Source organism: Kosakonia pseudosacchari, from assembly GCF_900184035.1.
In the GTDB taxonomy this organism is placed as follows: Bacteria; Pseudomonadota; Gammaproteobacteria; order Enterobacterales; family Enterobacteriaceae; genus Kosakonia; species Kosakonia pseudosacchari.
Map to the genome: position 1 here is coordinate 323,138 of NZ_FXWP01000013.1, position 26,786 is coordinate 349,923.

Below are 26,786 nucleotides of genomic sequence, written 5' to 3' on the forward strand. Positions count from 1 at the left end.
AAGGCGGCAACTGAGCGCATCCCTGGGAGCATAGTCAACTATGTGACCAGGGTAAGCAAAGGCAGCCAACGCAGTCGCAGCCCGGACAGCGAAGATTAGGCAGTTTTTAAAGGTTCCTTCGCGGGCCACCAAGAGCCCGCAAGTGAACCCTGGGACGTGCGCTAACGGGTGTACGTCGTAGTTATCCACGGCGAAGTAAGCATAACAATGCTTAAGGGATCACGATGCAGAACGGCGCAATGAAAGCCTGGCTGGACTCTTCTTACCTCTCTGGGTCTAACCAGAGCTGGATAGAACAGCTCTATGAAGACTTCTTAACCGATCCTGACTCGGTAGATGCAAACTGGCGTTCTATGTTCCAGCAGTTACCGGGCACCGGAGTCAAACCGGATCAGTTCCACTCCAAGACGCGTGATTATTTCCGTCAGCTGGCGAAAGATGCTTCACGTTACTCCTCCTCTATTTCCGACCCCGACACCAATGTGAAGCAGGTTAAAGTCCTGCAACTTATCAACGCATACCGTTTTCGTGGTCATCAACATGCCAACCTCGATCCGCTGGGATTGTGGCAGCAAGAGAGGGTGGCCGATCTCGATCCGGCTTACCACGATCTGACGGAAGCCGATTTCCAGAACAGCTTTAACGTGGGGTCTTTTGCGATTGGCAAAGACACCATGCCGCTGGGCGAATTGATTAACGCACTGAAAGAGACCTATTGCGGTTCGATCGGTGCGGAATATATGCATATCACCAGCACCGAAGAGAAACGCTGGATCCAGCAACGCATTGAATCCGCAGCCGGTAAATCCAGCTTCAGCAGCGAAGAGAAAAAACGCTTCCTGACTGAACTGACGGCTGCAGAAGGTCTTGAACGTTATCTCGGCGCGAAATTCCCTGGTGCGAAACGCTTCTCGCTGGAAGGCGGCGATGCGCTGGTGCCGATGCTCAAAGAGATGATCCGCCATGCGGGCAAGAGCGGCACCCGTGAAGTGGTGCTGGGAATGGCGCACCGCGGACGTCTGAACGTACTGGTTAACGTGCTGGGTAAACAGCCGCAGGATCTGTTCGACGAATTCGCCGGTAAACATAAAGAACACCTCGGTACCGGCGACGTGAAATACCATATGGGCTTCTCGTCCGATGTGGAAACAGAAGGCGGCCTGGTTCACCTGGCGCTGGCGTTTAACCCGTCTCACCTTGAGATTGTCAGCCCGGTGGTGATCGGTTCCGTTCGTGCGCGTCTTGACCGCCTTGACGAACCGAGCAGCAATAAAGTGCTGCCAATCACTATTCATGGCGACGCCGCTGTGGCGGGTCAGGGCGTGGTGCAGGAGACCCTGAACATGTCGAAAGCACGCGGCTACGAAGTGGGTGGCACCGTGCGTATCGTCATTAACAACCAGGTGGGCTTCACCACCTCGAACCCGCTGGACGCACGCTCTACGCCGTACTGTACCGACATCGGTAAAATGGTGCAGGCGCCGATTTTCCACGTGAATGCGGACGATCCGGAAGCGGTGGCGTTCGTTACTCGCCTGGCGCTCGATTTCCGTAACACCTTCAAACGCGATGTCTTTATCGACCTGGTGTGCTATCGCCGTCATGGCCATAACGAAGCCGACGAGCCGAGCGCAACCCAGCCGCTGATGTACCAGAAAATCAAAAAACACCCGACGCCGCGCAAAATCTATGCCGATCGTCTGGAGCAGGAAAAAACCATTACGCTGGAAGATGCCACCGAAATGGTCAACCTGTACCGCGATGCGCTGGATGCGGGTGAGTGTGTGGTCGCCGAATGGCGTCCGATGAATATGCACTCCTTTACCTGGTCGCCGTACCTCAACCACGAGTGGGATGAGAGCTACCCGAACAAGGTGGAAATGAAGCGCTTGCAGGAGCTGGCAAAACGCATCAGTACAGTGCCGGAAGCCATTGAAATGCAGTCCCGCGTGGCGAAAATTTACGCTGACCGTCAGTTGATGGCGAGCGGCGAGAAGTTGTTCGACTGGGGCGGCGCGGAAACACTGGCGTATGCCACGCTGGTGGATGAAGGCATCCCGGTACGTTTGTCCGGTGAAGACTCCGGCCGCGGCACCTTCTTCCATCGTCATGCGGTGATCCACAACCAGGCCAACGGGTCTACCTATACGCCGCTGAGCCATGTACACAATTCACAGGGGGCGTTCCGCGTGTGGGACTCCGTGCTCTCTGAAGAAGCGGTACTGGCGTTTGAATATGGTTATGCCACGGCAGAGCCGCGCACGCTGACCATCTGGGAAGCGCAATTCGGTGATTTCGCCAACGGTGCGCAAGTGGTTATCGACCAGTTCATCAGCTCCGGCGAGCAGAAATGGGGCCGTATGTGTGGCCTGGTGATGCTGCTGCCGCACGGTTATGAAGGCCAGGGCCCGGAGCACTCCTCCGCGCGTCTGGAGCGTTATCTGCAACTGTGTGCTGAACAAAACATGCAAGTGTGCGTGCCGTCTACCCCGGCGCAGGTTTACCACATGCTGCGTCGCCAGGCGCTGCGCGGTATGCGTCGCCCGCTGGTGGTGATGTCGCCGAAGTCGCTGCTGCGTCATCCGCAGGCGGTTTCCACGCTGGATGAGCTGGCGAACGGCACCTTTATGCCGGCGATTGGCGAAGTGGATGATCTTGATCCACAAGGCGTTAAGCGCGTGATCCTTTGCTCTGGTAAGGTCTATTATGATCTGCTGGAACAGCGTCGTAAAAACGACCAGAAAGATGTCGCGATTGTGCGTATCGAACAGCTTTACCCGTTCCCGCACCAGTCGGTGCAGGAAGCGCTGAAACCTTACGCTCACGTACATGATTTTGTCTGGTGCCAGGAAGAGCCGCTCAACCAGGGCGCATGGTACTGCAGCCAGCATCATTTCCGTGATGTGATTCCGTTTGGGGCCGCTCTGCGTTATGCAGGTCGCCCGGCCTCCGCCTCTCCGGCGGTGGGATACCTGTCCGTTCACCAGAAACAGCAACAAGATCTGGTAAATGACGCGCTGAACGTCGATTAATTAAAGGATAAATAATGAGTAGCGTAGATATTCTTGTTCCCGATCTGCCCGAGTCCGTTGCTGACGCGACCGTTGCGACCTGGCACAAAAAACCAGGCGATAGCGTACGACGCGACGAAGTGTTGGTCGAAATCGAAACTGACAAAGTGGTACTGGAAGTACCGGCGTCGGCAGACGGTATTCTGGACGCGGTGCTGGAAGATGAAGGCACCACTGTGACTTCCCGTCAGATCCTGGGTCGCCTGAAAGAGGGCAACAGCTCTGGTAAAGAGAGCAGCGCCAAATCTGAAGAGAAAGAGTCCACGCCGGCACAGCGCCAGCAGGCCTCGCTGGAAGAGCAAAACAATGACGCCCTGAGCCCGGCGATCCGTCGCCTGCTGGCTGAGCACAACCTCGAAGCCAGCGCTATCAAAGGCACTGGCGTTGGTGGTCGTATCACGCGTGAAGATGTTGAGAAACATCTGGCCAAAGCGCCGGCGAAAGAGGAAAAACCGGCTGCTGCTCCGGCGAGCGCCCCGGTGGCACCGCTGGCTGGCCGCACCGAAAAACGTGTGCCGATGACCCGTCTGCGTAAACGCGTAGCCGAGCGCCTGCTGGAAGCGAAAAATTCCACCGCCATGCTGACGACGTTCAACGAAGTCAACATGAAGCCGATTATGGATCTGCGTAAGCAGTACGGTGACGCCTTTGAAAAACGTCACGGTATCCGCCTGGGCTTTATGTCTTTCTATGTGAAAGCCGTGGTTGAAGCGCTGAAACGCTACCCGGAAGTGAACGCGTCCATCGATGGTGATGACGTGGTTTACCACAACTATTTCGATGTCAGCATGGCGGTTTCTACGCCGCGTGGTCTGGTAACACCGGTACTGCGTGATGTTGATACGCTGGGCATGGCGGACATCGAGAAGAAAATCAAAGAGCTGGCTGTGAAAGGCCGTGACGGCAAACTGACCGTTGACGATCTGACCGGCGGTAACTTCACCATCACCAATGGCGGTGTGTTCGGTTCGCTGATGTCGACACCGATCATCAACCCGCCGCAGAGTGCGATCCTCGGTATGCATGCCATTAAAGATCGCCCGATGGCGGTGGATGGCAAGGTCGAGATCCTGCCGATGATGTACCTGGCGCTCTCTTACGATCACCGTCTGATTGACGGTCGCGAATCCGTTGGTTTCCTGGTAGCCATCAAAGAGCTGCTGGAAGATCCGACTCGCTTGCTGCTGGACGTCTAGTGTCCTTAGCCCGGCGGCGTCCGCTGCCGGGCCACTATAACGAACACCTGCTTTGTAGGCCGTCATCCGGCGTGACAAATTAAATGAAGGATGGATAGAACACATGAACTTACACGAGTATCAGGCGAAACAACTGTTTGCCCGGTCAGGTCTGCCGACTCCGGTTGGTTACGCCTGTACTACCCCGCGTGAAGCAGAAGAAGCGGCATCCAAGATCGGCGCAGGCCCGTGGGTGGTAAAATGCCAGGTCCATGCAGGCGGCCGTGGTAAAGCGGGCGGCGTAAAAGTCGTCAACAGCAAAGAAGATATTCGCGCCTTCGCGGAAAACTGGCTGGGCAAACGCCTGGTGACCTACCAAACAGACGCGAATGGCCAGCCGGTAAACCAGATTCTGGTTGAAGCGGCGACCGATATCGACAAAGAGCTGTACCTGGGCGCGGTGGTTGACCGTAGCTCTCGCCGTGTCGTGTTCATGGCCTCCACCGAAGGTGGCGTGGAAATCGAAAAAGTGGCGGAAGAGACCCCGCACCTGATCCACAAAACCACCATCGATCCGCTGACCGGCCCGATGCCGTATCAGGGGCGCGATCTGGCGTTCAAACTGGGTCTGGAAGGCAAGCAGGTTCAGCAATTCACCAAGATTTTCATGGGTCTGGCAACCATTTTCCTTGAGCGCGATCTGGCGCTGATTGAAATCAACCCGCTGGTTATCACCAAACAGGGCGATCTGATCTGCCTCGACGGCAAACTGGGCGCTGACGGCAACGCATTGTTCCGCCAGCCGGAACTGCGCGAAATGCGCGACCAGTCTCAGGAAGACCCGCGCGAAGCGCAGGCGGCTCACTGGGAGCTGAACTATGTTGCGCTGGACGGCAACATCGGTTGTATGGTCAACGGCGCAGGTCTGGCGATGGGCACCATGGACATCGTAAAACTGCACGGTGGCGAACCGGCGAACTTCCTCGATGTGGGCGGCGGCGCAACTAAAGAGCGCGTGACCGAAGCGTTCAAAATCATCCTGTCGGATGAGAACGTGAAAGCGGTGCTGGTTAACATCTTCGGCGGTATCGTGCGTTGCGACCTGATCGCTGACGGTATCATCGGCGCGGTAGAAGAAGTGGGTGTTAACGTACCGGTGGTAGTGCGTCTGGAAGGTAACAATGCTGAACTGGGCGCGAAACGCCTGGCGGACAGCGGCCTGAATATTATCGCAGCGAAAAGTCTGACGGATGCAGCGCAGCAGGTTGTTGCCGCAGTGGAGGGGAAATAATGTCTGTTTTGATTGATAAGAACACCAAAGTTATCTGCCAGGGCTTCACCGGAAGCCAGGGGACTTTCCACTCCGAGCAGGCAATTGCCTATGGTACGCAGATGGTCGGCGGCGTGACGCCGGGCAAAGGCGGCACCACGCACCTTGGTCTGCCGGTGTTTAACACCGTGCGTGAAGCCGTAGAAGCGACGGGCGCGACCGCGAGCGTTATCTATGTTCCGGCACCGTTTTGCAAAGACTCGATCCTCGAAGCCATTGACGCGGGCATTAAACTGATTATCACCATTACTGAAGGTATTCCGACGCTGGATATGCTGACGGTGAAAGTGAAGCTGGACGAAGCTGGCGTGCGTATGATTGGCCCGAACTGCCCGGGTGTTATCACCCCAGGCGAGTGCAAAATCGGTATCATGCCTGGCCACATTCATCAGCCTGGTAAAGTCGGTATTGTTTCCCGTTCCGGTACGTTGACCTATGAAGCGGTTAAACAGACCACGGATTATGGTTTCGGCCAGTCCACCTGTGTGGGCATCGGCGGTGACCCGATCCCGGGTTCTAACTTTATCGATATCCTGAAACTGTTCCAGGAAGATCCGCAGACCGAAGCGATTGTGATGATCGGTGAAATCGGCGGTAGCGCGGAAGAAGAAGCAGCGGCGTATATCAAAGATCACGTGACCAAGCCGGTTGTGGGATATATCGCGGGTGTGACTGCGCCGAAAGGCAAACGTATGGGCCACGCAGGTGCCATCATTGCCGGTGGTAAAGGGACAGCGGATGAGAAATTCGCTGCTCTGGAAGCGGCGGGTGTGAAAACCGTGCGCAGCCTGGCCGACATCGGCGAAGCGCTGAAATCTGTTATCAAATAAAACCTCATTGCTCCTCCATGTAGGGGAGCAAGTATCCTTTCGACATGGTTGGCCGCTCCCGTAGCGGCCTTTTTTATGGCTGCAGTTTACGTACCTGCGTATTTGCCGCACTAAGAACACGCCCGTCTGCCGCTTGTGGTTGCATTGGTGCAATGGCTTCGCCGCTTTGACTATCAATCAACACGGAATGGGGCTCATTCGGCGCGAAAAGATGCTGTTCTCCCCACTGGCGTAGCGCCACGACCACCGGAAACAACGACTCGCCTCTTTTTGTCAGCACATACTCCTGATACGCCGTGCCATCGGATGCTGGCTGGGTGCTGAAGATACCCGCTTCCACAAGTTTGCGTAGCCTGTCGGTAAGAATGTTACGCGCCACGCCAAGACCACGCTGAAAATCGCCAAACCGCCGCGTGCCGTCAAAAGCATCACGCACGATAAGGAGTGCCCAGCGATTGCCAATCAAATCGACAGAACGCGCGACGGGGCAAGGTTGAGTATTCAGTGGCATGGTGAATCTCCGGTTAAGGATTCTGGTTGCATTTTAAAACTGGATTATCTACGCTTCAACCAGTTTCGTTTTGCAACCAGGTTGCTGCTATGAATAAAAATATACAGGCGACACCGCGCGCTTTAATCGCACTGTTTGCGGTCGCCAGCGGTTTATGTGTGGCGAATGTCTATTACGCGCAGCCGTTGCTGGATGCACTGGCGCAGAGCTTTGCCATCAGCCAGGCGGCTGTCGGTGGCGTGGTGACGGCAACACAAGTGGGATCGGCACTGGCCTTACTGGTGTTGGTGCCACTGGGCGATCTTGTTGAGCGGCGCCGGTTATTGTTGCTGCAGTTGCTGGGGCTGGTGGTTGCGCTTGCCATTGTCGCGCTGGCGCTATCGGCAACGGTGTTGCTCTTCGGCATGTTGGCGACAGGGTTGCTGGGCACAGCCATGACACAAGGGTTGATTGCCAGCGCGGCCAGCATTGCTAACGAACAAGAGCGGGGCAGGGTAGTGGGTGCGGCGCAAGGCGGCGTCTTTATCGGCCTGCTGTTAGCGCGGGTTTTTGCCGGGGTTATTAGCGATTTAGCGGGCTGGCGCGCAGTTTATGGCGTCTCGGCGTCGCTGATGCTGGTGTTATTGCTGCTGCTCTGGCGACGGTTACCCGTTATGCGCAGCGCGATGATTCCGGTCAGTGGGTTGCGTTTGATGGCCTCAATGCTGGGGCTGTTACGCACGGATCGCGTTTTACAAATCCGTGGTGTGTTGGCGTTGTTGATGTTTGCCGCGTTTAATATTTTCTGGAGCGCAATGGTGCTGCCGTTAAGCGCGGCACCGTTTGATTTCTCCCGTACGGTAATTGGTTTGTTTGCCCTGGCGGGCGTTGCGGGTGCGCTGGTAGCGGCAAAGGCCGGGCGCGAAGCGGACCGCGGCAATGCGCAGCGCACAAGTGTGCTGGCGCTCCTCTTGTTACTTCTGGCCTGGTGGCCGCTGTCACAGCTACAACACTCTCTGGTGCTGTTTATCCTCGGCATTGTTTTACTCGATCTCGGCGGCCAGGCGCTGCATGTTACCAATCAGAGCCTGATTTTGCGTGCCGACGCATCTCAGCACGGCAGACTGGTGGCGTTGTATATGCTGTTTTATGCCCTCGGCAGTGGGTTGGGCGCCATGGCAACGACGGCGGTTTATGCTGTTTTCGGCTGGCAAGGGGTTTGCTTGCTTGGCGCAACAGTGACTTTGCTGGCGCTTATCGTCTGGGCTGCAACCCGACGTTGGATGCTTGTCAGTAAAGTCCTATAAAATAAAAGGGTATTAGTGCGCCAGGAAATATAAAGAATAATCACTGCGCGGTGTTAAGTATGATAATCGTGAAGGTGAAATAATTGTAAAATAAACAAGATAATCATCAGCGCTAATTTTATGCCCACCTAAAGATGCCACGGTTGTCTCATTTTTTACATGAATGATAAACGTTAAATAAAGTCGTCATTATTTATCTTTACCTGCCGATTGATAACCATGGATGGCGTTAAAATGAACATGTTGTTAACAATGTTTTTACTGTGATTATACACCGACTACAAAATTAACAATGATGGATAAAATTGATTTAAATCAATATTTAAAAGCTTGGAAAACATGCTGAAAATCGTTAAATTGTCGCCGATCAAATTGGTGCAAAAGTGGTAAATTCGCTATAAATTGATCACTGTCGAAAAACGTAAAACTAGCTCAATAAAAACCTTTTTATTGTAAGGGTTTTACGGAGTAATATATTCGAGAGATCAATTCGAGTTTTTTATTAACCTGGTTGTAACTTTTTTCATTCATTGTCACGCTTTATGTGATGTGAATAAAACAGTGCAGCAATTTTGTATTGGGGCATGCGTGTGAACCTTCGCTAACGGGGTTTACTCTCGGAGTCTTCATGCGATGAGCAAGGAGTCATAATGTTAGATATAGTCGAACTGTCGCGCTTACAGTTTGCCTTGACCGCGATGTACCACTTTCTGTTTGTGCCACTGACGCTCGGTATGGCGTTCCTGCTGGCAATTATGGAAACGGTCTACGTCCTCTCCGGCAAACAGATTTATAAAGATATGACCAAGTTCTGGGGCAAGTTGTTTGGTATCAACTTCGCACTGGGCGTGGCTACCGGTCTGACTATGGAGTTCCAGTTCGGGACTAACTGGTCTTACTATTCCCACTATGTAGGGGATATCTTCGGTGCGCCGCTGGCCATTGAAGGTCTGATGGCTTTCTTCCTCGAGTCTACGTTTGTCGGTCTGTTTTTCTTCGGTTGGGATCGTCTGGGCAAAGTACAGCACATGGCGGTGACCTGGCTGGTCGCGCTTGGCTCCAACTTGTCCGCACTGTGGATTCTGGTCGCAAACGGCTGGATGCAAAACCCGATTGCCTCTGATTTCAACTTTGAAACCATGCGCATGGAGATGGTCAGCTTCGCTGAGCTGGTGCTTAACCCGGTTGCACAGGTGAAATTCGTTCACACTGTGGCGTCTGGTTACACCTGTGGCGCGATCTTTATCCTTGGCATCAGCTCTTACTACCTGCTGCGCGGGCGCGACATCGCTTTTGCTAAACGCTCTTTTGCTATCGCTGCCAGCTTCGGTATGGCCGCAGTGCTGTCTGTTATTGTGCTGGGTGATGAATCCGGCTACGAAATGGGCGATGTGCAAAAAACCAAACTGGCTGCGATTGAAGCCGAATGGGAAACCCAGCCTGCACCGGCGGCGTTTACCCTGTTTGGCGTGCCGGACCAGGATAAGCAAGAGAATAAATTTGCTATCCAGATCCCGTACGCGCTGGGCATCATCGCCACCCGTTCTGTTGATACGCCGGTTATCGGTCTTAAAGATCTGATGGTGCAGCACGAAGAGCGCATCCGTAACGGTATGAAAGCGTATCAGTTGCTGGAGCAACTGCGCGCAGGTTCTACCGATCAGGCCATTCGTGACCAGTTCAATAACATCAAGAAAGATCTTGGTTATGGCCTGCTGCTGAAACGCTATACGCCGAATGTGGCAGACGCGACAGAAGCGCAGATCCAACAAGCGACCAAAGATTCTATTCCGCGCGTGGCGCCTCTGTACTTCGCTTTCCGTCTGATGGTGGCTTGTGGTGTGCTGATGCTGCTGATCATTGGTGCCTCTTTCTGGACCGTGATTCGTAACCGCATCGGTGAGAAAAAATGGCTGCTGCGCGCTGCGCTTTATGGTATTCCGCTGCCGTGGATTGCCATTGAATCGGGTTGGTTCGTCGCTGAGTACGGCCGTCAACCGTGGGCGATTGGTGAAGTGTTGCCGACCACGGTTGCGAACTCATCGCTGACTGTTGGCGATCTGCTGTTCTCCATGATTCTGATTTGCGGCCTTTATACGCTGTTTATGGTGGCGGAAGTGTTCCTGATGTTCAAATTTGCTCGCCTTGGGCCGAGCAGTCTGAAAACAGGTCGCTATCACTACGAGCAGTCCACTGTGGCTTCTCAGCCGGCACGCTAAGACAGGAGTCGTCAAATGATTGATTATGAAATATTACGTTTTATCTGGTGGCTGCTGGTTGGCATTCTGCTGATTGGTTTTGCGGTCACCGACGGCTTCGACATGGGCGTGGGTATGCTGACTCGCGTGCTGGGTCGTAGCGACACCGAACGCCGCGTGATGATTAACGCCATCGCGCCGCACTGGGACGGTAACCAGGTTTGGCTGATCACCGCCGGTGGCGCGCTGTTTGCCGCCTGGCCGATGGTTTACGCTGCCGCGTTCTCCGGTTTTTATGTCGCGATGATCCTGGTGCTGGCTTCACTGTTCTTCCGTCCGGTGGGTTTTGACTACCGCTCGAAGATTGAAGATATGCGCTGGCGCGGCATGTGGGACTGGGGCATCTTCATCGGCAGCTTTGTTCCGCCGTTGGTGATCGGTGTGGCATTCGGCAACCTGCTGCAGGGCGTGCCGTTCCATCTCGATAACGATATGCGCCTGTTCTACACCGGTAACTTCTTCCAGTTGCTGAACCCGTTTGGTCTGTTGGCTGGCGTGGTGAGCGTGGCGATGATCCTGACTCAGGGCGCGACTTATCTGCAAATGCGTACGGTCGGCGAACTGCATTTGCGCGCGCGTGCCACAGTGCAAATTGCTGCGCTGGTCACGCTGGTGTGCTTCGCACTGGCGGGTGTGTGGGTGGTTTATGGTATCGACGGTTACGTGGTGACTTCCGCCATCGATCATCATGCCGCATCTAACCCGTTGAGCAAAGAAGTGGCGGTACAGGCGGGAGCCTGGCTGACTAACTTCAACAACATGCCTGTGCTGTGGCTGGTGCCGGCGCTGGGCGTGGTGTTGCCACTGCTGACCGTGCTGACGGCGCGTCTGGATAAAGCCGGCTGGGCGTTCGTGTTCTCTTCACTGACGCTGGCATGCATCATCCTGACTGCTGGTATCGCGATGTTCCCGTTCATCATGCCGTCAAGCACCATGCTGAAAGCAAGCCTGACCATGTGGGATGCGACATCGACTCAGCTGACGCTGAACCTGATGACTTATGTGGCGCTGGTTTTTGTACCGATTGTCCTGCTCTACACCATCTGGTGTTACTGGAAAATGTTCGGTCGTATTACCAAAGAGCACATTGAAAGCAATACCCACTCTATGTACTAAGTAAGGAGCAGAATATGTGGTATTTTGCATGGATTTTAGGAACGCTTCTTGCCTGTGCTTTCGGAGTGATTACCGCGCTGGCGCTGGAACATGTGGAAGCGACTAAAGCCGGGAAAGAAGAACACTGATGGAAAAAATTATCGCAAAACTGTATGCGGTAATGGACAAGGGCCCGTTAAGGGCCCTTTCCTTAATAATGGCATTACTGCTGGCGGGCTGTATCTTCTGGGATCCCTCCCGTTTCGCGGCCAAAACCAGCGAGCTGGAGATTTGGCACGGGTTGCTATTAATGTGGGCGGTGTGCGCCGGCGTGGTTCACGGTGTTGGCTTTCGCCCGCGCGCGCTTCACTGGCAGGGTTTTTTCTGCCCGCCAGTCGCTTTTCTGGTAATGCTTGCGGGGCTTGTTTTTTTCTTCTTTTGAATAAGAAATATCCGCTATCCTCATGGGCTTGCAAAAGCCCATAAATTTTTACTCTCCGTTTACCTCAACCCATTCCAAAGCATCTTGCCCGCGCGTATAGTAGCGAAGTTTAAAAGCTCTAACTTTTTTTGCATTACCGGGATGTAAAGTGAATACAACGCTGTTTCGATGGCCGGTTCGGGTCTATTACGAAGATACCGATGCCGGTGGCATGGTTTACCACGCCAGCTACGTTGCTTTTTATGAAAGAGCCCGCACTGAGATGCTGCGCCACCATCACTTTAGCCAACAAGTTTTGTTGGCTGAGCGCGTTGCATTCGTGGTACGCAAAATGACGCTGGAGTATTTTGCACCCGCCAGACTCGACGACATGCTCGAAGTCCAAACGGAAGTTACATCAATGCGCGGAACCTCGATGGTTTTCTCGCAGCGGATTGTCAATGCAGAGAATAAAGTGCTGAATGAAGCTGAAGTGCTGATTGTCTGTGTTGATCCACTCTTAATGAAGCCTCGTGCGCTTCCCAAGTCTATTGTCGCGGAGTTTAAGCAGTGACTGACATGAACATCCTTGATTTGTTCCTGAAGGCTAGCCTTCTGGTCAAACTTATCATGTTGATTTTGATTGGTTTTTCTATCGCATCCTGGGCAATCATCATCCAGAGAACGCGCATCCTCAACGCAGCAGGACGCGAAGCGGAAGCCTTTGAAGACAAGTTTTGGTCCGGCATCGAACTCTCTCGTTTGTATCAGGAAAGCCAGGGACGCCGTGATAATTTAAGCGGTTCGGAACAAATCTTTTATAGCGGTTTCAAAGAGTTTGCCCGCCTGCACCGTGCCAATAGCCACGCGCCAGAAGCGATTGTCGAAGGGGCATCAAGAGCGATGCGTATTTCGATGAACCGCGAACTGGAAACGCTGGAAAACCATATTCCTTTCCTCGGTACCGTGGGGTCTATCAGCCCATATATCGGCCTGTTCGGTACGGTCTGGGGGATCATGCATGCCTTTATCGCGCTGGGCGCGGTGAAGCAGGCGACGTTGCAAATGGTTGCGCCAGGTATCGCCGAAGCGTTGATCGCAACAGCAATCGGTCTGTTCGCTGCTATTCCAGCGGTTATGGCTTACAACCGACTGAACCAGCGCGTGAACAAACTGGAACTGAATTACGACAACTTTATGGAAGAGTTCACGGCTATTCTGCATCGCCAGGCATTTGCCAGCAGCGACAGCAACAAGGAGTAAGCCATGGCCAGATCGCGTGGACGGGGCCGTCGTGACCTCAAGTCTGAAATCAACATCGTTCCGTTGCTGGACGTGTTGTTGGTGCTGCTGCTGATTTTTATGGCGACGGCACCGATCATTACGCAAAGCGTAGAGGTTGATCTGCCGGATGCGACACAGTCGCAAACCGTCAGCACCAATGACGATCCTCCGGTCATTATTGAGGTTTCCGGTGTCGGACAGTACAGCGTGGTGGTGGAAAAAGATCGTATGGATCAACTGCCGCCGGAGCAGGTGATTGCGGAGGCGCAGCGTCGCCTGCAATCCAATCCGAAAACCGTGTTCTTAATCGGCGGGGCGAAAGATGTGCCGTACGATGAAATCATTAAAGCGCTGAACCTGTTACATAGCGCGGGTGTGAAATCAGTCGGCTTGATGACACAGCCTATCTGATCACCGGCTTAACAGGCGGACAGTTTTTGGGAACCGAGAGTGTCAAAGGCAACCGTACAAAACGACAAGCTTAAGCGAGCAATAATCATTTCAGCAGTGCTGCACGTAATCCTTGTAGCGCTGCTGATCTGGAGCTCGTTTGATGAGCATATAGATGCTTCTTCAGGCGGTGGCGGTGGCTCTGCGATTGATGCGGTGATGGTCGATCCGGGTGCTGTGGTGGAAAATTACAATCGCCAACAGCAGCAGCAAGCCAGCGCGCAACGCGCTAAAGAGCAGCGTGAAAAACAGGCGCAGCAGCAAGCAGAAGAGTTGCGAGAGAAGCAGGCTGCAGAGCAGGAACGCCTGAAACAACTTGAGCAGGAACGTTTGCAGGCGCAGGAAGCGGCGCGAGAACAGGCCGAGCAGCAGAAAAAAGCGGAAGAGGCGGCAAAACAGGCGCAACAGCAGCAGAAACAAGCTGAAGAAGCCGCCGCAAAAGCAGCGGCCGATGCGAAAGCAAAAGCGGACGCACAGGCAAAAGCGGCTGAAGAGGCTGCGAAGAAAGCCGCCGCCGACGCGAAGAAGAAAGCGGAAGCCGAAGCCGCGAAAGCTGCTGCAGACGCACAGAAAAAAGCCGAAGCGGAAGCGGCGAAAGCGGCTGCCGATGCGAAGAAAAAAGCCGAAGCCGAAGCCGCGAAGAAAGCGCAGGCTGAAGCCGCCAAACAAGCCGCCGCCGAAAAAGCGGCAGCCGAGAAAGCCGCAGCAGCCGAGAAGGCCGCCGCTGAAAAAGCTGCTGCCGAGAAGGCCGCCGCTGAAAAAGCTGCTGCCGAGAAAGCAGCGGCTGAAAAAGCGGCCGCAGAGAAAAAAGCTGCAGCGGCAAAAGCGGCAGCCGACAAAAAAGCGGCCGCAGAGAAGGCCGCAGCAGCCAAGAAAGCCGCAGCAGAGAAAGCGGATGCAGCTGGCGTTGACGATCTGTTTGGCGATTTAAGCTCCGGTAAGAATGCACCGAAAACGGGTGGTGGAGCGAAAGGGAATAATGCAGCTCCTGCTGGTTCTGGTAACACTAAGAACAATGGCGCGTCTGGTGCTGACATTAATAACTATGCAGGGCAGATTAAATCGGCTATAGAAAGCCGCTTCTATGACGCCTCCTCCTATGCGGGGAAAACCTGTACGTTACGTGTCAAACTGGCGCCAGACGGTATGCTGTTAGATATTCAGTCCGAAGGTGGCGATCCGGCGCTTTGCCAGGCTGCGCTTGCTGCAGCCCGACAGGCAAAAATGCCGAAACCGCCAAGCCAGGCCGTATATGAAGTGTTCAAAAATGCGCCGCTGGACTTTAAACCTTAAGGTACACTTTCCCTCGCAAACTGCGGGGGAGATCGTGCAGAGGGTGTCCTGACGCGTGTAGTTTTGTCTTATTGAGTTTGTTAAAATTCTGCTAAATTATCGCGGGTTTTCCGCCCGGATAAGGGAGATATGATGAAGCAGGCATTACGTGTTGCATTTGGTTTTCTGATGCTGTGGGCAGCTGTGCTGCACGCAGAAGTACGTATCGAGATCACCCAGGGGGTGGACTCGGCACGCCCGATTGGCGTCGTGCCTTTCCAGTGGGCTGGCCCTGGCGCTGCGCCTGAGGATGCTGGCGGCATCGTTGCTGCGGATCTGCGTAACAGCGGCAAATTCAATCCACTTGATCGTTCCCGTCTGCCGCAGCAGCCTGGCAGCGCTCAGGAAGTGCAGCCAGCTGCGTGGTCAGCGTTGGGCATTGACGCAGTGGTTGTCGGCCAGGTGACCCCGAATCCTGACGGCAGCTACAATGTCGCTTACCAACTGGTGGATACCGGTGGCGCACCGGGAACCGTACTGGCGCAAAACTCCTTTAAAGTGAATAAACAGTGGCTGCGTTATGCCGCTCACGCCGCCAGTGACGAAGTATTCCAGAAACTGACCGGCATTAAAGGCGCGTTCCGTACCCGTATCGCTTATGTTGTGCAGACGGCTAACAGCCAGTTCCCATATGAACTGCGCGTTTCCGACTACGATGGCTACAACCAGTTCCTGGTGCATAAATCTCCGCAGCCGCTGATGTCTCCGGCATGGTCACCAGATGGCTCCAAACTGGCATACGTTACCTTTGAAAGCGGCCGTTCTGCACTGGTTATCCAGACACTGGCTAACGGCAGTGTTCGCCAGGTTGCTTCGTTCCCGCGTCACAACGGCGCACCGGCGTTCTCGCCGGATGGTTCTAAACTGGCATTCGCACTGTCGAAAACCGGTAGTCTGAACATTTACGTTATGGACATCGGCTCAGGCCAGATCCGCCAGGTTACCGATGGTCGCAGCAACAATACGGAGCCGACCTGGTTCCCGGATAGCCAGACCCTGGCTTTCACTTCTGACCAGGCCGGGCGTCCACAGGTTTATAAAGTAGGGATTAATGGCGGCGCAGCACAGCGTATCTCCTGGCAGGGTTCACAGAACCAGGACGCGGATATCAGCAGCGACGGCAAATTTATGGTGATGGTTAGCTCTGACGGTGGTCAGCAGCACATCGCTAAACAAGATCTGGAAGCGGGTGGCGTACAGGTTCTGACGTCGACGTTCCTGGATGAAACGCCAAGTCTGGCACCTAACGGCACAATGGTAATCTACAGCTCTTCTCAGGGGATGGGATCCGTGCTGAATCTGGTTTCTACAGATGGGCGTTTCAAAGCGCGTATTCCGGCGACTGATGGACAGGTTAAATTCCCTGCCTGGTCTCCGTATCTGTAATAATAAATAATTGATTATAAAGGAATCAAAGAAATGCAACTGAACAAAGTGCTGAAAGGCCTGATGCTGGCTCTGCCTGTAATGGCGATCGCTGCATGTTCTTCTCACAAGAATGCAAGCGACCAGAGCGGCGAAGGCATGATGGGTGCTGGCACTGGCATGAACGGTAGCGGCAACATGTCCTCCGAAGAACAAGCGCGTCTGCAAATGCAACAGCTGCAGCAGAACAACATTGTTTACTTCGATCTGGACAAGTATGACATCCGTTCTGACTTCGCAGCGATGCTGGATGCTCACGCTAACTTCCTGCGTAGCAACCCGTCCTACAAAGTTACCGTTGAAGGTCACGCTGACGAACGTGGTACTCCGGAATACAACATCTCCCTGGGCGAACGTCGTGCTAACGCCGTTAAAATGTACCTGCAGGGTAAAGGCGTTTCCGCTGACCAGATCTCCATCGTTTCTTACGGTAAAGAAAAACCTGCAGTACTGGGTCACGACGAAGCGGCTTACGCTAAAAACCGTCGCGCCGTACTGGTTTACTAAGAGAATTGCATGAGCAGTAACTTCAGACATCATCTGTTGAGTCTGTCGTTACTGGTTGGCATAGCGGCCCCATGGGCCGCTAATGCTCAGGCGCCAATCAGTAGTGTCGGCTCAGGCTCGGTCGAAGACCGCGTCACTCAACTCGAGCGTATTTCCAATGCTCACAGCCAGCTTTTAACTCAACTCCAGCAACAACTCTCCGATAATCAGGCCGATATTGATACGCTTCGTGGGCAAATCCAGGAAAATCAATATCAACTGAACCAGGTGGTTGAACGTCAACAGCAAATTTTGCAGCAGATAGGCAATCTGAGCAGTGGCGGCGCGGCGGGGCAGACGCAGCAGGCGTCCGGCGATCAAAGCGGTGCGGCAACGCAGGCTCCGGCAGCGGATTCTGGTGCTAACGCAGGGGCGGCAAACACTGGCGCGCCGGTACAAAGCGGTGATGCCAATACCGATTACAATGCTGCGGTTGCGCTGGTGCAGGATAAATCCCACCAGGATGAAGCGATCGCCGCATTCCAGAATTTCGTCAAAAAGTATCCTGATTCAACCTACATACCGAATGCCAACTACTGGCTCGGTCAGTTGAATTACAACAAGGGTAAAAAAGACGACGCTGCTTATTACTTCGCCTCGGTGGTGAAAAATTTCCCGAAGTCGCCTAAAGCGCCAGACGCTATGTACAAGGTCGGTGTGATTATGCAAGACAAAGGAGATACAGCAAAAGCGAAAGCAGTCTACCAGCAGGTGGTCAGTAAATACCCTGGTACCGATGGCGCGAAACAAGCGCAAAAACGTCTTGGTTCGATGTAATGCATAGCACATGACCAGAAATCGAACTTTTTCTGGTCTTGTCGCATGAATCATAAGCAGTTAAGTGATATTCATCGAAATTGTTGTTGCGCTGAATTCTTAAATCAGTAATATATGCCGCCGTTGCCAGGGGATATCGCACAGACCAGAAGCAACGCAAAAGTGGGTCGTTAGCTCAGTTGGTAGAGCAGTTGACTTTTAATCAATTGGTCGCAGGTTCGAATCCTGCACGACCCACCAATTTAACATCCGGGTGGAGATGTTAAACGTGAAGGATAACGTTGCGCAGCAACGGCCCGTAGGGCGAGGTAAAACTGAGTCATCCTGCACGACCCACCACGTAAAGCAGTATCCAGCGCAGTATCGGGTGATTAGCTCAGCTGGGAGAGCACCTCCCTTACAAGGAGGGGGTCGGCGGTTCGATCCCGTCATCACCCACCACTCGGGTCGTTAGCTCAGTTGGTAGAGCAGTTGACTTTTAATCAATTGGTCGCAGGTTCGAATCCTGCACGACCCACCAATTTAACATCCTGCGATGGTGTTAAACGTGAAGGATAACGTTGCGTCAGCAGCATTCGGCTAAAAGCGAGCCATCCAGCACGATCAACCACTTAATGTGGTCACAATAAAATTATCTTCGAAGTCGCTACCCGTATGGGTCGTTAGCTCAGTTGGTAGAGCAGTTGACTTTTAATCAATTGGTCGCAGGTTCGAATCCTGCACGACCCACCAATTTAACATCACATTGGCGCCGGTTAACTTCGAAGTACAATCCTGAAAGGGGTCGTTAGCTCAGTTGGTAGAGCAGTTGACTTTTAATCAATTGGTCGCAGGTTCGAATCCTGCACGACCCACCAATGTAAAAAAGCGCCCTAAAGGCGCTTTTTTGCTATCTGCCCTATTTAAAGATTCGAACCTGCAGCAGGTTCGGGTCGAACGCAGTGAGACAACGGAGCCGCTTGCGGCGACGGCCCGAAGGGTGAGCGAAGCGAGTCATCCTGCACGACCCACCAATGTAAAAATGGCGCTGGCGGCGCTTTTTTGCTTTCTGCTATTCCACACAAATTCCCCACGACATTTTTTGTCCAATCAGCTATCTTGTTTAGTATATAAAACACCAGTGCGCTAATGACGTCACGCATTTGCGTTGTTCTGGTAATTAAGTTAAGCAAGCAAAACGAGTAAGCATGATGAGCGTAATGTTTGATCCTGAAACCGCAATCTATCCGTTCCCGCCCAAACCCACACCGCTAAACCTGCATGAGAAGCAGTTTTACCGCGAGAAAATCAAGCGCTTGCTCAAAGAGCGAGATGCGGTGATGGTTGCGCACTACTATACCGACCCGGAAATTCAGCAACTGGCGGAAGAGACGGGCGGTTGTATCTCTGATTCGCTGGAGATGGCGCGTTTTGGTGCCAGACATTCCGCCTCAACGCTGCTGGTAGCAGGCGTACGTTTTATGGGGGAAACGGCCAAAATCCTCAGCCCGGAAAAAACCATCCTGATGCCGACATTGCATGCGGAATGCTCGCTTGATCTCGGTTGCCCGATCGAGGAGTTCAGCGCCTTTTGTGACGCGCACCCGGATCGCACCGTGGTGGTTTACGCCAATACTTCTGCGGCCGTGAAAGCGCGTGCCGACTGGGTTGTGACCTCAAGCATCGCGGTAGAGTTAATTGAGCATCTCGACAGCCTTGGCGAGAAAATTATCTGGGCGCCGGATCGCCATCTCGGTAACTATGTACAAAAACAGACCGGCGCGGATGTGCTGTGCTGGCAGGGCGCGTGCATCGTGCATGATGAATTCAAAACGCAGGCGCTGACGCGCATGAAAGCGCTCTATCCTGATGCTGCCATCCTGGTGCATCCTGAATCGCCGCAGTCAGTCGTGAATCTGGCCGATGCTGTCGGCTCAACCAGCCAGCTTATCGCAGCCGCAAAAACACTGCCGAATAAGCAACTTATCGTCGCGACCGACCGCGGTATCTTTTATAAAATGCAGCAGGCCGTGCCGGAAAAAGAGTTGCTGGAAGCGCCTACCGCAGGTGAGGGAGCAACGTGCCGCAGCTGCGCGCACTGCCCTTGGATGGCGATGAACGGTCTGAAAGCGATCGCTGACAGCCTGGAAAACGGTGGCTCGGAGCATGAAATCCACGTTGATGCCGCGCTGCGTGAAGGCGCACTGCTGCCGCTTAACCGTATGCTCGATTTTGCGGCTACACTACGTTCTTAGTGAATAATCAATGCGTAGCAATACGCTGTGGGGAAAGAATGGATTTTTTTAGTACACAGAACATCCTGGTGCATATCCCGATTGGCACCGGTGGGTACGATCTTTCATGGATTGAAGCCACAGGCACACTGGCAGGCTTATTGTGCATCTGGCTCGCCAGCCTTGAGAAGATCAGTAATTATGCGTTTGGTCTGATCAACGTGACGCTGTTTGCGATTATTTTCTTCCAGATCCAACTGTATGCCAGCTTATTGCTGCAGCTGTTTTTCTTTGCCGCCAACATTTACGGCTGGTATGCCTGGTCGCGGCAAACCTCGCAGAATGAAGCCGAATTACAAATCCGCTGGTTGCCGTTACCCAAAGCGATGAGCTGGCTGGCGGTATGTGTGGTCGCGATTGGCTTGATGACCTTCTTTATCGATCCGGTCTTTGCCTTTCTGACGAAAATCGCCGTTGCCGTCATGCAAGCGTTGGGGCTGAACGTGGTCATGCCGCAGTTACAGCCTGATGCGTTCCCGTTCTGGGACTCCAGCATGATGGTGCTCTCCATCGTGGCGATGATCCTGATGACGCGCAAATATGTTGAGAACTGGTTACTGTGGGTGGTGATTAACGTGATAAGTGTGGCGATCTTCGCACTGCAGGGCGTCTGGGCGATGTCGCTGGAGTATCTGATCCTGACCTTTATCGCGCTTAACGGCAGCAGGATGTGGATTAACAGCGCGCGTGAGCGGGGCTCTCACGCGCTTTCGCATTAATGCGAGTGTGAATGGTGGTGGTCAGGCTGTGTCTCACCCAGATGGCAGTCTGGCCCGCTACAGGGCTGGTATTCCATCTGCACCGTCGCATGCTCAATTTCGTAATGATGTGCTAAAAAGTGGTGGATCTCACTCAGCAGCTTGTCATGGTCGCGCGGTGGGATCACCTGCACATGCAGCGTCATAAGCGGTTTTTCGCCGACCAGCCAGACATGCACATGGTGAACATCACGCACCTCCGGGATAGCGCGTCGCAGATGTCGCTGCAACGCGCCAATATCCATCGAGCCCGGCGCCCCCTCCAGCAGCTCGTTAATGCTCTCTTTCATTAGCCGCCAGGCGCTACGTAATACCAGCGCGGAAACCAGCACCGAGAGTATCGGGTCAATTGGGGTCCAGCCGGTGAACAAAATCACCAGCGCCGCAGCGATGGCACCCACAGAACCGAGTAAGTCACCCAGCACATGCAACGCGGCGGCGCGGACATTTAGGTTCTTCTCTTCACTACCCCGATGCAGTAACCAGAAGGCCAGCACGTTAGCCACAAGCCCGGCTATCGCAATCAGCATCATGGTGAAGCCTGCAACGGGCTGCGGATGGGTGAAACGCTGAATCGCTTCCCAGACAATCCACACGGTAATCAGCACCAGCGCCAGTGCATTGATAAATGCTGCAAGCGTAGTCAGACGCAGCCAGCCAAACGTCCGGCGAGCGCTGGGCGGCTGGCGGGCAAAATAGACCGCTAATAACGCGAAAAGCAGCGCGGCGGCGTCTGTCAGCATATGGCCGGCATCGGCAAGCAGCGCCAGAGAGCCGGAAACCAGGCCGCCGACCACTTCGATGACCATAAAAACGGCGGTAACAATAAACGCCAGCAGCAGGCGGCGGGCGTTGGCATCTGCGGGAGTGTGCGAGTGTGAATGCGCCATAGGCGGGTCGTTCCTTGTAATTATTTTAACGCCTTACATCATTACAGATTTTTCAGTTTGCGGGGGAGTTCGGAGAGAAAAAAGTAAGGAGAGCCGAAGCTCTCCCTGATGGTTAATGCACCGGATTTTACTGGGTTGTGCCATCGGTTTTCTTATCGACGCTATGGTTGTTACCGCTTTCGGTTTCAACCTTTTTGTTCACATCCGGGCAGCGACCGTCTTTACACATGGTGTTTTTATGCACCTCATCTTTGCTCATATGCTTTGAGCTGTGCTGAGTGGTCGAGTTGGTATTCATGCTGCCGCTGTTGATCTGGCTGTTATCCACATTGTTTGGCGCAACATTCTGTTTTGCGTCCGGTGCCGGCTGGCCAGCCGCTGCTGCGGCATTGGCATCACCGTTACTGTCGTTGGAAGATGCTGTGTCGGCCGCGTAGGCTGCGCCACCTGCGAAAGTCAGCGTCGTCGTCAGTAAAAGTGTCGCTAATTTATTCATTTTCATCATGATGCTCCTGTTCCGGTCGTTTTCACCGCCGCCGGGGCCGGTAAAAGCAGCGCGAACGAATTATCACGCTCAGTGGTTAAAGATACCATTCATGTGCGATATGGCAGCATGGAATAGCGATAAAATGAAAAATAGAAGTGTTAACAGTTAAAAAGTGTAGCGCTGATATCTCCACTCGCTACTTTTTAACGCGATTTGGCCGCATTCCAGGAATTATCCGGCCGAAGTGTAAAATCGCGTTTACACTTTGCCGCCGACGAGATAGATTGGAAAGATTGCATTCATCAAAAAAAGTATGGCCAGACTGGAACGAACATGAATTATCAGAACGACGATTTACGTATTAAAGAGATCAACGAGTTATTACCTCCTGTAGCACTCCTTGAAAAATTCCCCGCCACTGAAACCGCCGCCAACACGGTATCTCATGCCCGCAAAGCGATTCATAAGATCCTGCGCGGAAATGATGATCGCTTGCTGGTGGTTATCGGACCGTGTTCGATTCACGATCCTGCGGCGGCGAAAGAGTACGCTTCGCGTCTGCTGGCTTTGCGTGAAGCGTTAAAAGACGATCTGGAAATCGTTATGCGCGTTTACTTCGAAAAACCGCGTACCACCGTGGGCTGGAAAGGGCTGATTAACGATCCGCATATGGATAACAGCTTCCAGATTAACGATGGTTTACGTATTGCGCGTAAGTTGCTGCTGGAAATCAACGACAGCGGTTTACCGGCGGCGGGAGAGTTCCTTGATATGATCACCCCGCAATATATGGCCGATTTGATGAGCTGGGGCGCGATTGGCGCGCGCACAACGGAATCGCAGGTGCATCGTGAGCTGGCTTCCGGTCTCTCCTGCCCGGTGGGATTCAAAAATGGCACCGATGGCACCATCAAAGTCGCGATTGACGCCATTAATGCCGCAGGCGCGCCGCACTGCTTCTTGTCCGTCACCAAATGGGGTCACTCCGCCATTGTGAACACCGCCGGTAACGGTGATTGCCATATTATCCTGCGCGGCGGTAAAGAGCCGAACTACAGCGCGAAACATGTCGCGGAAGTAAAAGTGGGTCTGCAGAAAGCTGGCCTGGAGCCGCAGGTGATGATCGACTTCAGCCATGCCAATTCCAGCAAACAGTTCAAGAAACAGATGGAAGTGGGTGCGGATGTGTGTCAGCAGATCGCCGGGGGTGAAAAAGCCATTATCGGTGTGATGATTGAAAGCCATCTGGTGGAAGGTAATCAGAGCCTCGAGAGCGGTGAACCGCTGGTGTACGGTAAAAGCGTTACCGACGCCTGCATCGGCTGGGATGACACTGAAACGCTTTTGCGCCAGCTTGCGGCGGCAGTGAAAGCGCGACGCAGTTAACGGTTGTACAAATAAAAAAGCGTGGACTGCTCCACGCTTTTTTTATGGGCGAAAACTTACTTCGCTTTACCCTGGTTTGCTACCGCAGCAGCTTTCGCGGCGATCTCGTCCGCGTTACCCAGATAGTAATGTTTCAGCGGTTTGAAGTTTTCGTCGAACTCATATACCAGCGGTACGCCAGTCGGGATGTTCAGTTCAAGGATCTCTTCTTCGCTCATGTTATCGAGGTATTTCACCAGCGCGCGCAGGGAGTTACCGTGCGCGGCGATGATCACGCGCTCACCGCTTTTCAGGCGCGGCAGAATGGTGTCGTTCCAGTAAGGAATGACGCGATCGATGGTCAGCGCCAGGCTTTCGGTCTGCGGCAGCTCGGCATCGGTCAGTTTTGCGTAACGCGGATCGTGGCCCGGGTAACGTTCGTCATCTTTGGTCAGCGCCGGCGGTGTAACAGCAAAGCCGCGACGCCACTGTTTAACCTGCTCGTCACCGTATTTTTCTGCGGTTTCAGCTTTGTTCAGACCCTGCAACGCACCGTAGTGACGTTCGTTGAGTTTCCAGCTTTTTTCTACCGGCAACCACGCCTGATCCAGCTCGTCCAGCACGTTCCACAGCGTATGGATGGCACGTTTCAGCACAGAGGTATAAGCAAAATCGAAGGTGTAGCCTTCCTCTTTCAGCAGTTTGCCTGCCGCTTTTGCTTCGCCAACGCCTTTTTCGGACAGATCAACATCGTACCAACCGGTGAAGCGGTTTTCGTTGTTCCACTGGCTTTCGCCATGACGAACCAGAACCAGCTTAGTAACAGCCATACACTTACTCCTGTGAGCCTGATTGAATGATAACAATTCTCATTATATTGCCGTGAAGGTGCTCCCGGCAACGGTTACCCATAACCATAGCGAAAATAGCCGCTGAGTGTAAGGTGCTTGTGAATCAGGGGTTATGGTTTTGTCGATAAGTGGCGCATATTTCAGCAAAACGGGTAAAAAAAGCCCTCCGGAAGGAGGGCGGGGGGATTACTGCGCAATAAAGTGGTATTCCGTCAGGCTGACATAAACGTCGCCAGGCAGTAAGAAGCAGTCCGGCTGCGGGAAATCCGGGCGGTTCGGGCTGTCGGGCAAAAACTCGCTCTCCAGCGCCAGACCCTGCCATGCCTGATAAGGTTTGCCGCCGCGCGCTGGCGTGCCTTCCAGATAATTACCGGAATAGAACTGAAGTGCAGGCGCGCTGGTATATACCGTCATTTGCAGCTGTTTGTCCGCTGACCACAACTGCGCGGCGGGCTGGCTGACATCGCCTTTTGCCTGCAATAAAAACGCATGGTCGTAACCTTTCACCACGCGCTGGTCTTCTTCAGCCAGAAAATCCTGCGCCACGGTTTTCGGGGTGCGGAAATCAAAACTGGTCTGCTCAACGTTTTTTAACCCGTCGGTCGGAATGCCCATCTTATCGACCGGCAGATAAGCATCCGCCAGCAGTTGCAACGTGTGGTTGCGAACATCCGACTGCTCACCATCAAGGTTGAAATAAGCGTGGTTAGTCAGGTTGACCGGGCACGGTTTGTCGGTGGTTGCACGGTACTCAATGGCGAGCCGGTTATCATCACCGAGGCGGAAATGCGCCCGGGCATGAACGTTTCCAGGGAAGCCCTGGTCGCCATCCGCTGAATTCAGGACAAAGACCACTTCGTTATCATTTTGCCGTTCTATCAACCAGCGCCGCTTATCGAACCCATCCGGGCCGCCATGCAACTGGTTTTCACCCTGGCTTGGCGTCAACGTATAGGTGTGACCATCCAGCGTGAAACGACTTTTGGCGATACGGTTGGCGTAACGGCCTACCGACGCGCCCAGATACGCGGTCTGTTGCAGGTAGTGTTCCGGTGTGGCGCAGCCCAGCAGCGCTTCACGCACGGAACCATCCTTTAGCGGTACGCGCGCGGATAACAGCGTCGCGCCCCAGTCCATTAATGTCACCACCATCCCGGCGCTATTGCGCAGGGTGATCAGACGAAAGGGCAGCCCGTCCGGGGCTGCTGCAGAAGCTTCGTTTAGCACTGTCCTGCTCCCTGTGAAGGTTTGCAAACATAGAAGGTTTCTTTGATACCGGTTTTGGCTTCGTACTGGCTTTCTACTGCCTGTTTCACCGCCGGTACCAGCGTTTCCGGCACCAGTGCGACCACGCAGCCGCCGAAGCCGCCGCCGGTCATGCGCGCGCCGCCCTGGTCACCAATGGTCGCTTTGACAATCTCAACCAGCGTATCGATTTGCGGCACAGTGATTTCAAAATCATCACGCATCGACGCGTGGGATTCTGCCATTAGCACGCCCATGCGTTGCAGATCGCCTTTCTCCAGCGCAGCCGCGGCTTCCACGGTACGGGCGTTTTCGGTCAGCACGTGGCGCACGCGTTTGGCGACCAGCGGATCAAGCTCATGGGCCACGGCATTGAACTGATCAATGCTGACATCGCGCAGCGCTTTTTGCTGGAAGAAGCGCGCACCGGTTTCACACTGCTCGCGGCGCGTGTTGTACTCGCTGCCCACCAGGGTGCGTTTAAAGTTACTGTTAATGATGATGATCGCCACGCCTTCCGGCATCGACACCGCTTTGGTGCCAAGCGATCGGCAATCGATCAGCAGCGCGCTGCCTTTTTTGCCCAGCGCCGAGATAAGCTGATCCATGATGCCGCAGTTACAGCCGACAAACTGGTTTTCCGCTTCCTGACCATTGAGGGCAATTTGCGCGCCATCCAGCGGCAGATGATAAAGCTGCTGGAACACCGTACCGACTGCCACTTCCAGCGAGGCAGACGAACTCAAGCCCGCGCCCTGCGGCACATTACCGCGGATGACCAGATCCGCGCCGCCAAAACTGGCATCGCGTTTTTGCAAATGTTTCACCACGCCGCGCACGTAGTTCGACCACTGTTGGCTGTCGTGGGTCACAATTGGCGCATCCAGCGAGAACTCATCGCTCTGGTTGTCATAATCGGCAGCGATGACCCGAACGATGCGGTCAGTACGCGGTGCGCAACTGATCACCGTCTGGTAATCAATAGCGCACGGCAGAACAAAACCATCGTTATAGTCGGTGTGTTCGCCAATCAGGTTCACGCGGCCAGGTGCCTGGATTGTGTGGGTGGCAGGGTAGCCGAATTTTTCAGCAAACAGGGATTGTGTGTTCTCTTTCAGACTCATTG

At 53.9% G+C, this 26,786-nt stretch carries 25 protein-coding genes, 5 tRNA genes and 1 other RNA gene; 25 read left to right on the forward strand and 6 right to left on the reverse strand.

Annotated elements, in window-relative coordinates; all coding sequences use genetic code 11:
* The first annotated feature begins 224 nt into the window (after positions 1–224).
* The 4 genes from sucA (at position 225) to sucD (ending at position 6,406) form a co-directional block, all read left to right on the forward strand.
* A complete protein-coding gene (sucA, locus tag BN2591_RS11540) occupies positions 225–3,032 on the forward strand; it encodes a 2-oxoglutarate dehydrogenase E1 component (protein WP_086871595.1) in 2,808 nt (935 codons plus the stop codon).
* 14 nt (positions 3,033–3,046) lie between these two features.
* Positions 3,047–4,267: a 2-oxoglutarate dehydrogenase complex dihydrolipoyllysine-residue succinyltransferase gene (gene odhB, locus BN2591_RS11545; RefSeq protein ID WP_020457054.1), complete on the forward strand. Its 1,221-nt coding sequence runs from the start codon at positions 3,047–3,049 to the stop codon at positions 4,265–4,267.
* A 103-nt stretch (positions 4,268–4,370) separates the two neighbouring features.
* On the forward strand, positions 4,371–5,537 hold the full coding sequence (sucC, locus tag BN2591_RS11550; RefSeq protein ID WP_017455943.1) for an ADP-forming succinate--CoA ligase subunit beta: 1,167 nt from the start codon (positions 4,371–4,373) through the stop codon (positions 5,535–5,537).
* Positions 5,537–6,406: a succinate--CoA ligase subunit alpha gene (gene sucD, locus BN2591_RS11555; protein WP_039054823.1), complete on the forward strand. Its 870-nt coding sequence runs from the start codon at positions 5,537–5,539 to the stop codon at positions 6,404–6,406. The genes sucC and sucD overlap by 1 nt, the downstream gene beginning before the upstream one ends.
* Positions 6,407–6,479: 73 nt before the next feature.
* Here sucD and BN2591_RS11560 read toward each other — a convergent pair whose 3' ends face one another.
* Positions 6,480–6,917, reverse strand: a complete 438-nt coding sequence (locus tag BN2591_RS11560) for a winged helix-turn-helix transcriptional regulator (protein WP_086871597.1) — start codon at positions 6,915–6,917, stop codon at positions 6,480–6,482.
* Between the two features lie 89 nt (positions 6,918–7,006).
* On the opposite strand from BN2591_RS11560, the gene BN2591_RS11565 reads away from it, so the two are divergent.
* From BN2591_RS11565 to pnuC, 20 genes are all read left to right on the forward strand, one after another.
* The gene (locus BN2591_RS11565) at positions 7,007–8,203 is read left to right on the forward strand and encodes an MFS transporter (protein ID WP_086871599.1); all 1,197 of its coding nucleotides are present in this window, start codon (positions 7,007–7,009) and stop codon (positions 8,201–8,203) included.
* 650 nt (positions 8,204–8,853) lie between these two features.
* Positions 8,854–10,422: a cytochrome ubiquinol oxidase subunit I gene (cydA, locus tag BN2591_RS11570; RefSeq protein ID WP_086871601.1), complete on the forward strand. Its 1,569-nt coding sequence runs from the start codon at positions 8,854–8,856 to the stop codon at positions 10,420–10,422.
* 15 nt (positions 10,423–10,437) lie between these two features.
* Positions 10,438–11,577: a cytochrome d ubiquinol oxidase subunit II gene (cydB, locus tag BN2591_RS11575; protein WP_086871603.1), complete on the forward strand. Its 1,140-nt coding sequence runs from the start codon at positions 10,438–10,440 to the stop codon at positions 11,575–11,577.
* A 14-nt stretch (positions 11,578–11,591) separates the two neighbouring features.
* Positions 11,592–11,705 carry a cytochrome bd-I oxidase subunit CydX gene (gene cydX, locus BN2591_RS11580; protein ID WP_004100325.1) on the forward strand — a complete coding sequence of 38 codons (114 nt, stop codon included), beginning with the start codon at positions 11,592–11,594 and terminating at the stop codon, positions 11,703–11,705.
* A complete protein-coding gene (ybgE, locus tag BN2591_RS11585; RefSeq protein ID WP_086871605.1) occupies positions 11,705–11,998 on the forward strand; it encodes a cyd operon protein YbgE in 294 nt (97 codons plus the stop codon). Before cydX ends, ybgE begins: the two co-directional genes overlap by 1 nt.
* Positions 11,999–12,146: 148 nt before the next feature.
* Positions 12,147–12,551 carry a tol-pal system-associated acyl-CoA thioesterase gene (gene ybgC, locus BN2591_RS11590; protein ID WP_017455950.1) on the forward strand — a complete coding sequence of 135 codons (405 nt, stop codon included), beginning with the start codon at positions 12,147–12,149 and terminating at the stop codon, positions 12,549–12,551.
* The gene (gene tolQ, locus BN2591_RS11595; protein ID WP_017455951.1) at positions 12,548–13,240 is read left to right on the forward strand and encodes a Tol-Pal system protein TolQ; all 693 of its coding nucleotides are present in this window, start codon (positions 12,548–12,550) and stop codon (positions 13,238–13,240) included. Before ybgC ends, tolQ begins: the two co-directional genes overlap by 4 nt.
* Before the next feature lie 3 nt (positions 13,241–13,243).
* Positions 13,244–13,672, forward strand: coding sequence for a colicin uptake protein TolR (tolR, locus tag BN2591_RS11600; RefSeq protein ID WP_017455952.1), 429 nt, complete (start codon positions 13,244–13,246; stop codon positions 13,670–13,672).
* Between the two features lie 39 nt (positions 13,673–13,711).
* Positions 13,712–15,004, forward strand: coding sequence for a cell envelope integrity protein TolA (tolA, locus tag BN2591_RS11605; protein WP_086871607.1), 1,293 nt, complete (start codon positions 13,712–13,714; stop codon positions 15,002–15,004).
* Positions 15,005–15,136: 132 nt separating this feature from the next.
* A complete protein-coding gene (gene tolB, locus BN2591_RS11610) occupies positions 15,137–16,429 on the forward strand; it encodes a Tol-Pal system beta propeller repeat protein TolB (protein ID WP_086871609.1) in 1,293 nt (430 codons plus the stop codon).
* Between the two features lie 33 nt (positions 16,430–16,462).
* A complete protein-coding gene (gene pal / locus BN2591_RS11615; RefSeq protein WP_017455955.1) occupies positions 16,463–16,975 on the forward strand; it encodes a peptidoglycan-associated lipoprotein Pal in 513 nt (170 codons plus the stop codon).
* Positions 16,976–16,984: 9 nt separating this feature from the next.
* Positions 16,985–17,791, forward strand: coding sequence for a cell division protein CpoB (gene cpoB, locus BN2591_RS11620; protein ID WP_086871611.1), 807 nt, complete (start codon positions 16,985–16,987; stop codon positions 17,789–17,791).
* 164 nt (positions 17,792–17,955) lie between these two features.
* Positions 17,956–18,031: transfer RNA gene (locus tag BN2591_RS11625), tRNA-Lys, on the forward strand.
* Positions 18,032–18,156: 125 nt separating this feature from the next.
* Positions 18,157–18,232, forward strand: a tRNA-Val gene (locus BN2591_RS11630).
* A gap of 3 nt (positions 18,233–18,235) precedes the next feature.
* Positions 18,236–18,311: transfer RNA gene (locus tag BN2591_RS11635), tRNA-Lys, on the forward strand.
* A gap of 136 nt (positions 18,312–18,447) precedes the next feature.
* Positions 18,448–18,523: transfer RNA gene (locus BN2591_RS11640), tRNA-Lys, on the forward strand.
* A 49-nt stretch (positions 18,524–18,572) separates the two neighbouring features.
* Positions 18,573–18,648 (forward strand) — tRNA-Lys (locus tag BN2591_RS11645).
* A gap of 33 nt (positions 18,649–18,681) precedes the next feature.
* Positions 18,682–18,804: non-coding RNA, RtT sRNA (locus BN2591_RS11650), on the forward strand.
* A gap of 177 nt (positions 18,805–18,981) precedes the next feature.
* Positions 18,982–20,025 carry a quinolinate synthase NadA gene (gene nadA / locus BN2591_RS11655; RefSeq protein WP_086872137.1) on the forward strand — a complete coding sequence of 348 codons (1,044 nt, stop codon included), beginning with the start codon at positions 18,982–18,984 and terminating at the stop codon, positions 20,023–20,025.
* 38 nt (positions 20,026–20,063) lie between these two features.
* Positions 20,064–20,783 carry a nicotinamide riboside transporter PnuC gene (gene pnuC / locus BN2591_RS11660; RefSeq protein ID WP_086871614.1) on the forward strand — a complete coding sequence of 240 codons (720 nt, stop codon included), beginning with the start codon at positions 20,064–20,066 and terminating at the stop codon, positions 20,781–20,783.
* On the opposite strand, the gene zitB is transcribed toward pnuC, so the two are convergent.
* Positions 20,780–21,712 (reverse strand): CDF family zinc transporter ZitB, encoded by a 933-nt coding sequence (gene zitB / locus BN2591_RS11665; RefSeq protein ID WP_086871616.1) that lies wholly within the window; start codon positions 21,710–21,712, stop codon positions 20,780–20,782. The two genes, pnuC and zitB, sit on opposite strands and share 4 nt — an antisense overlap.
* A gap of 127 nt (positions 21,713–21,839) precedes the next feature.
* Positions 21,840–22,214, reverse strand: a complete 375-nt coding sequence (locus BN2591_RS11670) for a protein YbgS (RefSeq protein ID WP_086871618.1) — start codon at positions 22,212–22,214, stop codon at positions 21,840–21,842.
* Between the two features lie 318 nt (positions 22,215–22,532).
* Between BN2591_RS11670 and aroG the strand changes: the two genes are divergently transcribed.
* Positions 22,533–23,585: a 3-deoxy-7-phosphoheptulonate synthase AroG gene (gene aroG, locus BN2591_RS11675; protein ID WP_086871620.1), complete on the forward strand. Its 1,053-nt coding sequence runs from the start codon at positions 22,533–22,535 to the stop codon at positions 23,583–23,585.
* Positions 23,586–23,641: 56 nt separating this feature from the next.
* On the opposite strand, the gene gpmA is transcribed toward aroG, so the two are convergent.
* The 3 genes from gpmA to galK form a co-directional block, all read right to left on the reverse strand.
* Positions 23,642–24,394: a 2,3-diphosphoglycerate-dependent phosphoglycerate mutase gene (gene gpmA / locus BN2591_RS11680; RefSeq protein WP_020457072.1), complete on the reverse strand. Its 753-nt coding sequence runs from the start codon at positions 24,392–24,394 to the stop codon at positions 23,642–23,644.
* Positions 24,395–24,601: 207 nt separating this feature from the next.
* Positions 24,602–25,642, reverse strand: a complete 1,041-nt coding sequence (gene galM, locus BN2591_RS11685) for a galactose-1-epimerase (protein WP_086871622.1) — start codon at positions 25,640–25,642, stop codon at positions 24,602–24,604.
* Positions 25,636–26,784: a galactokinase gene (gene galK / locus BN2591_RS11690; protein WP_086871624.1), complete on the reverse strand. Its 1,149-nt coding sequence runs from the start codon at positions 26,782–26,784 to the stop codon at positions 25,636–25,638. The genes galM and galK overlap by 7 nt, the downstream gene beginning before the upstream one ends.
* Between the last annotated feature and the right edge of the window lie 2 nt (positions 26,785–26,786).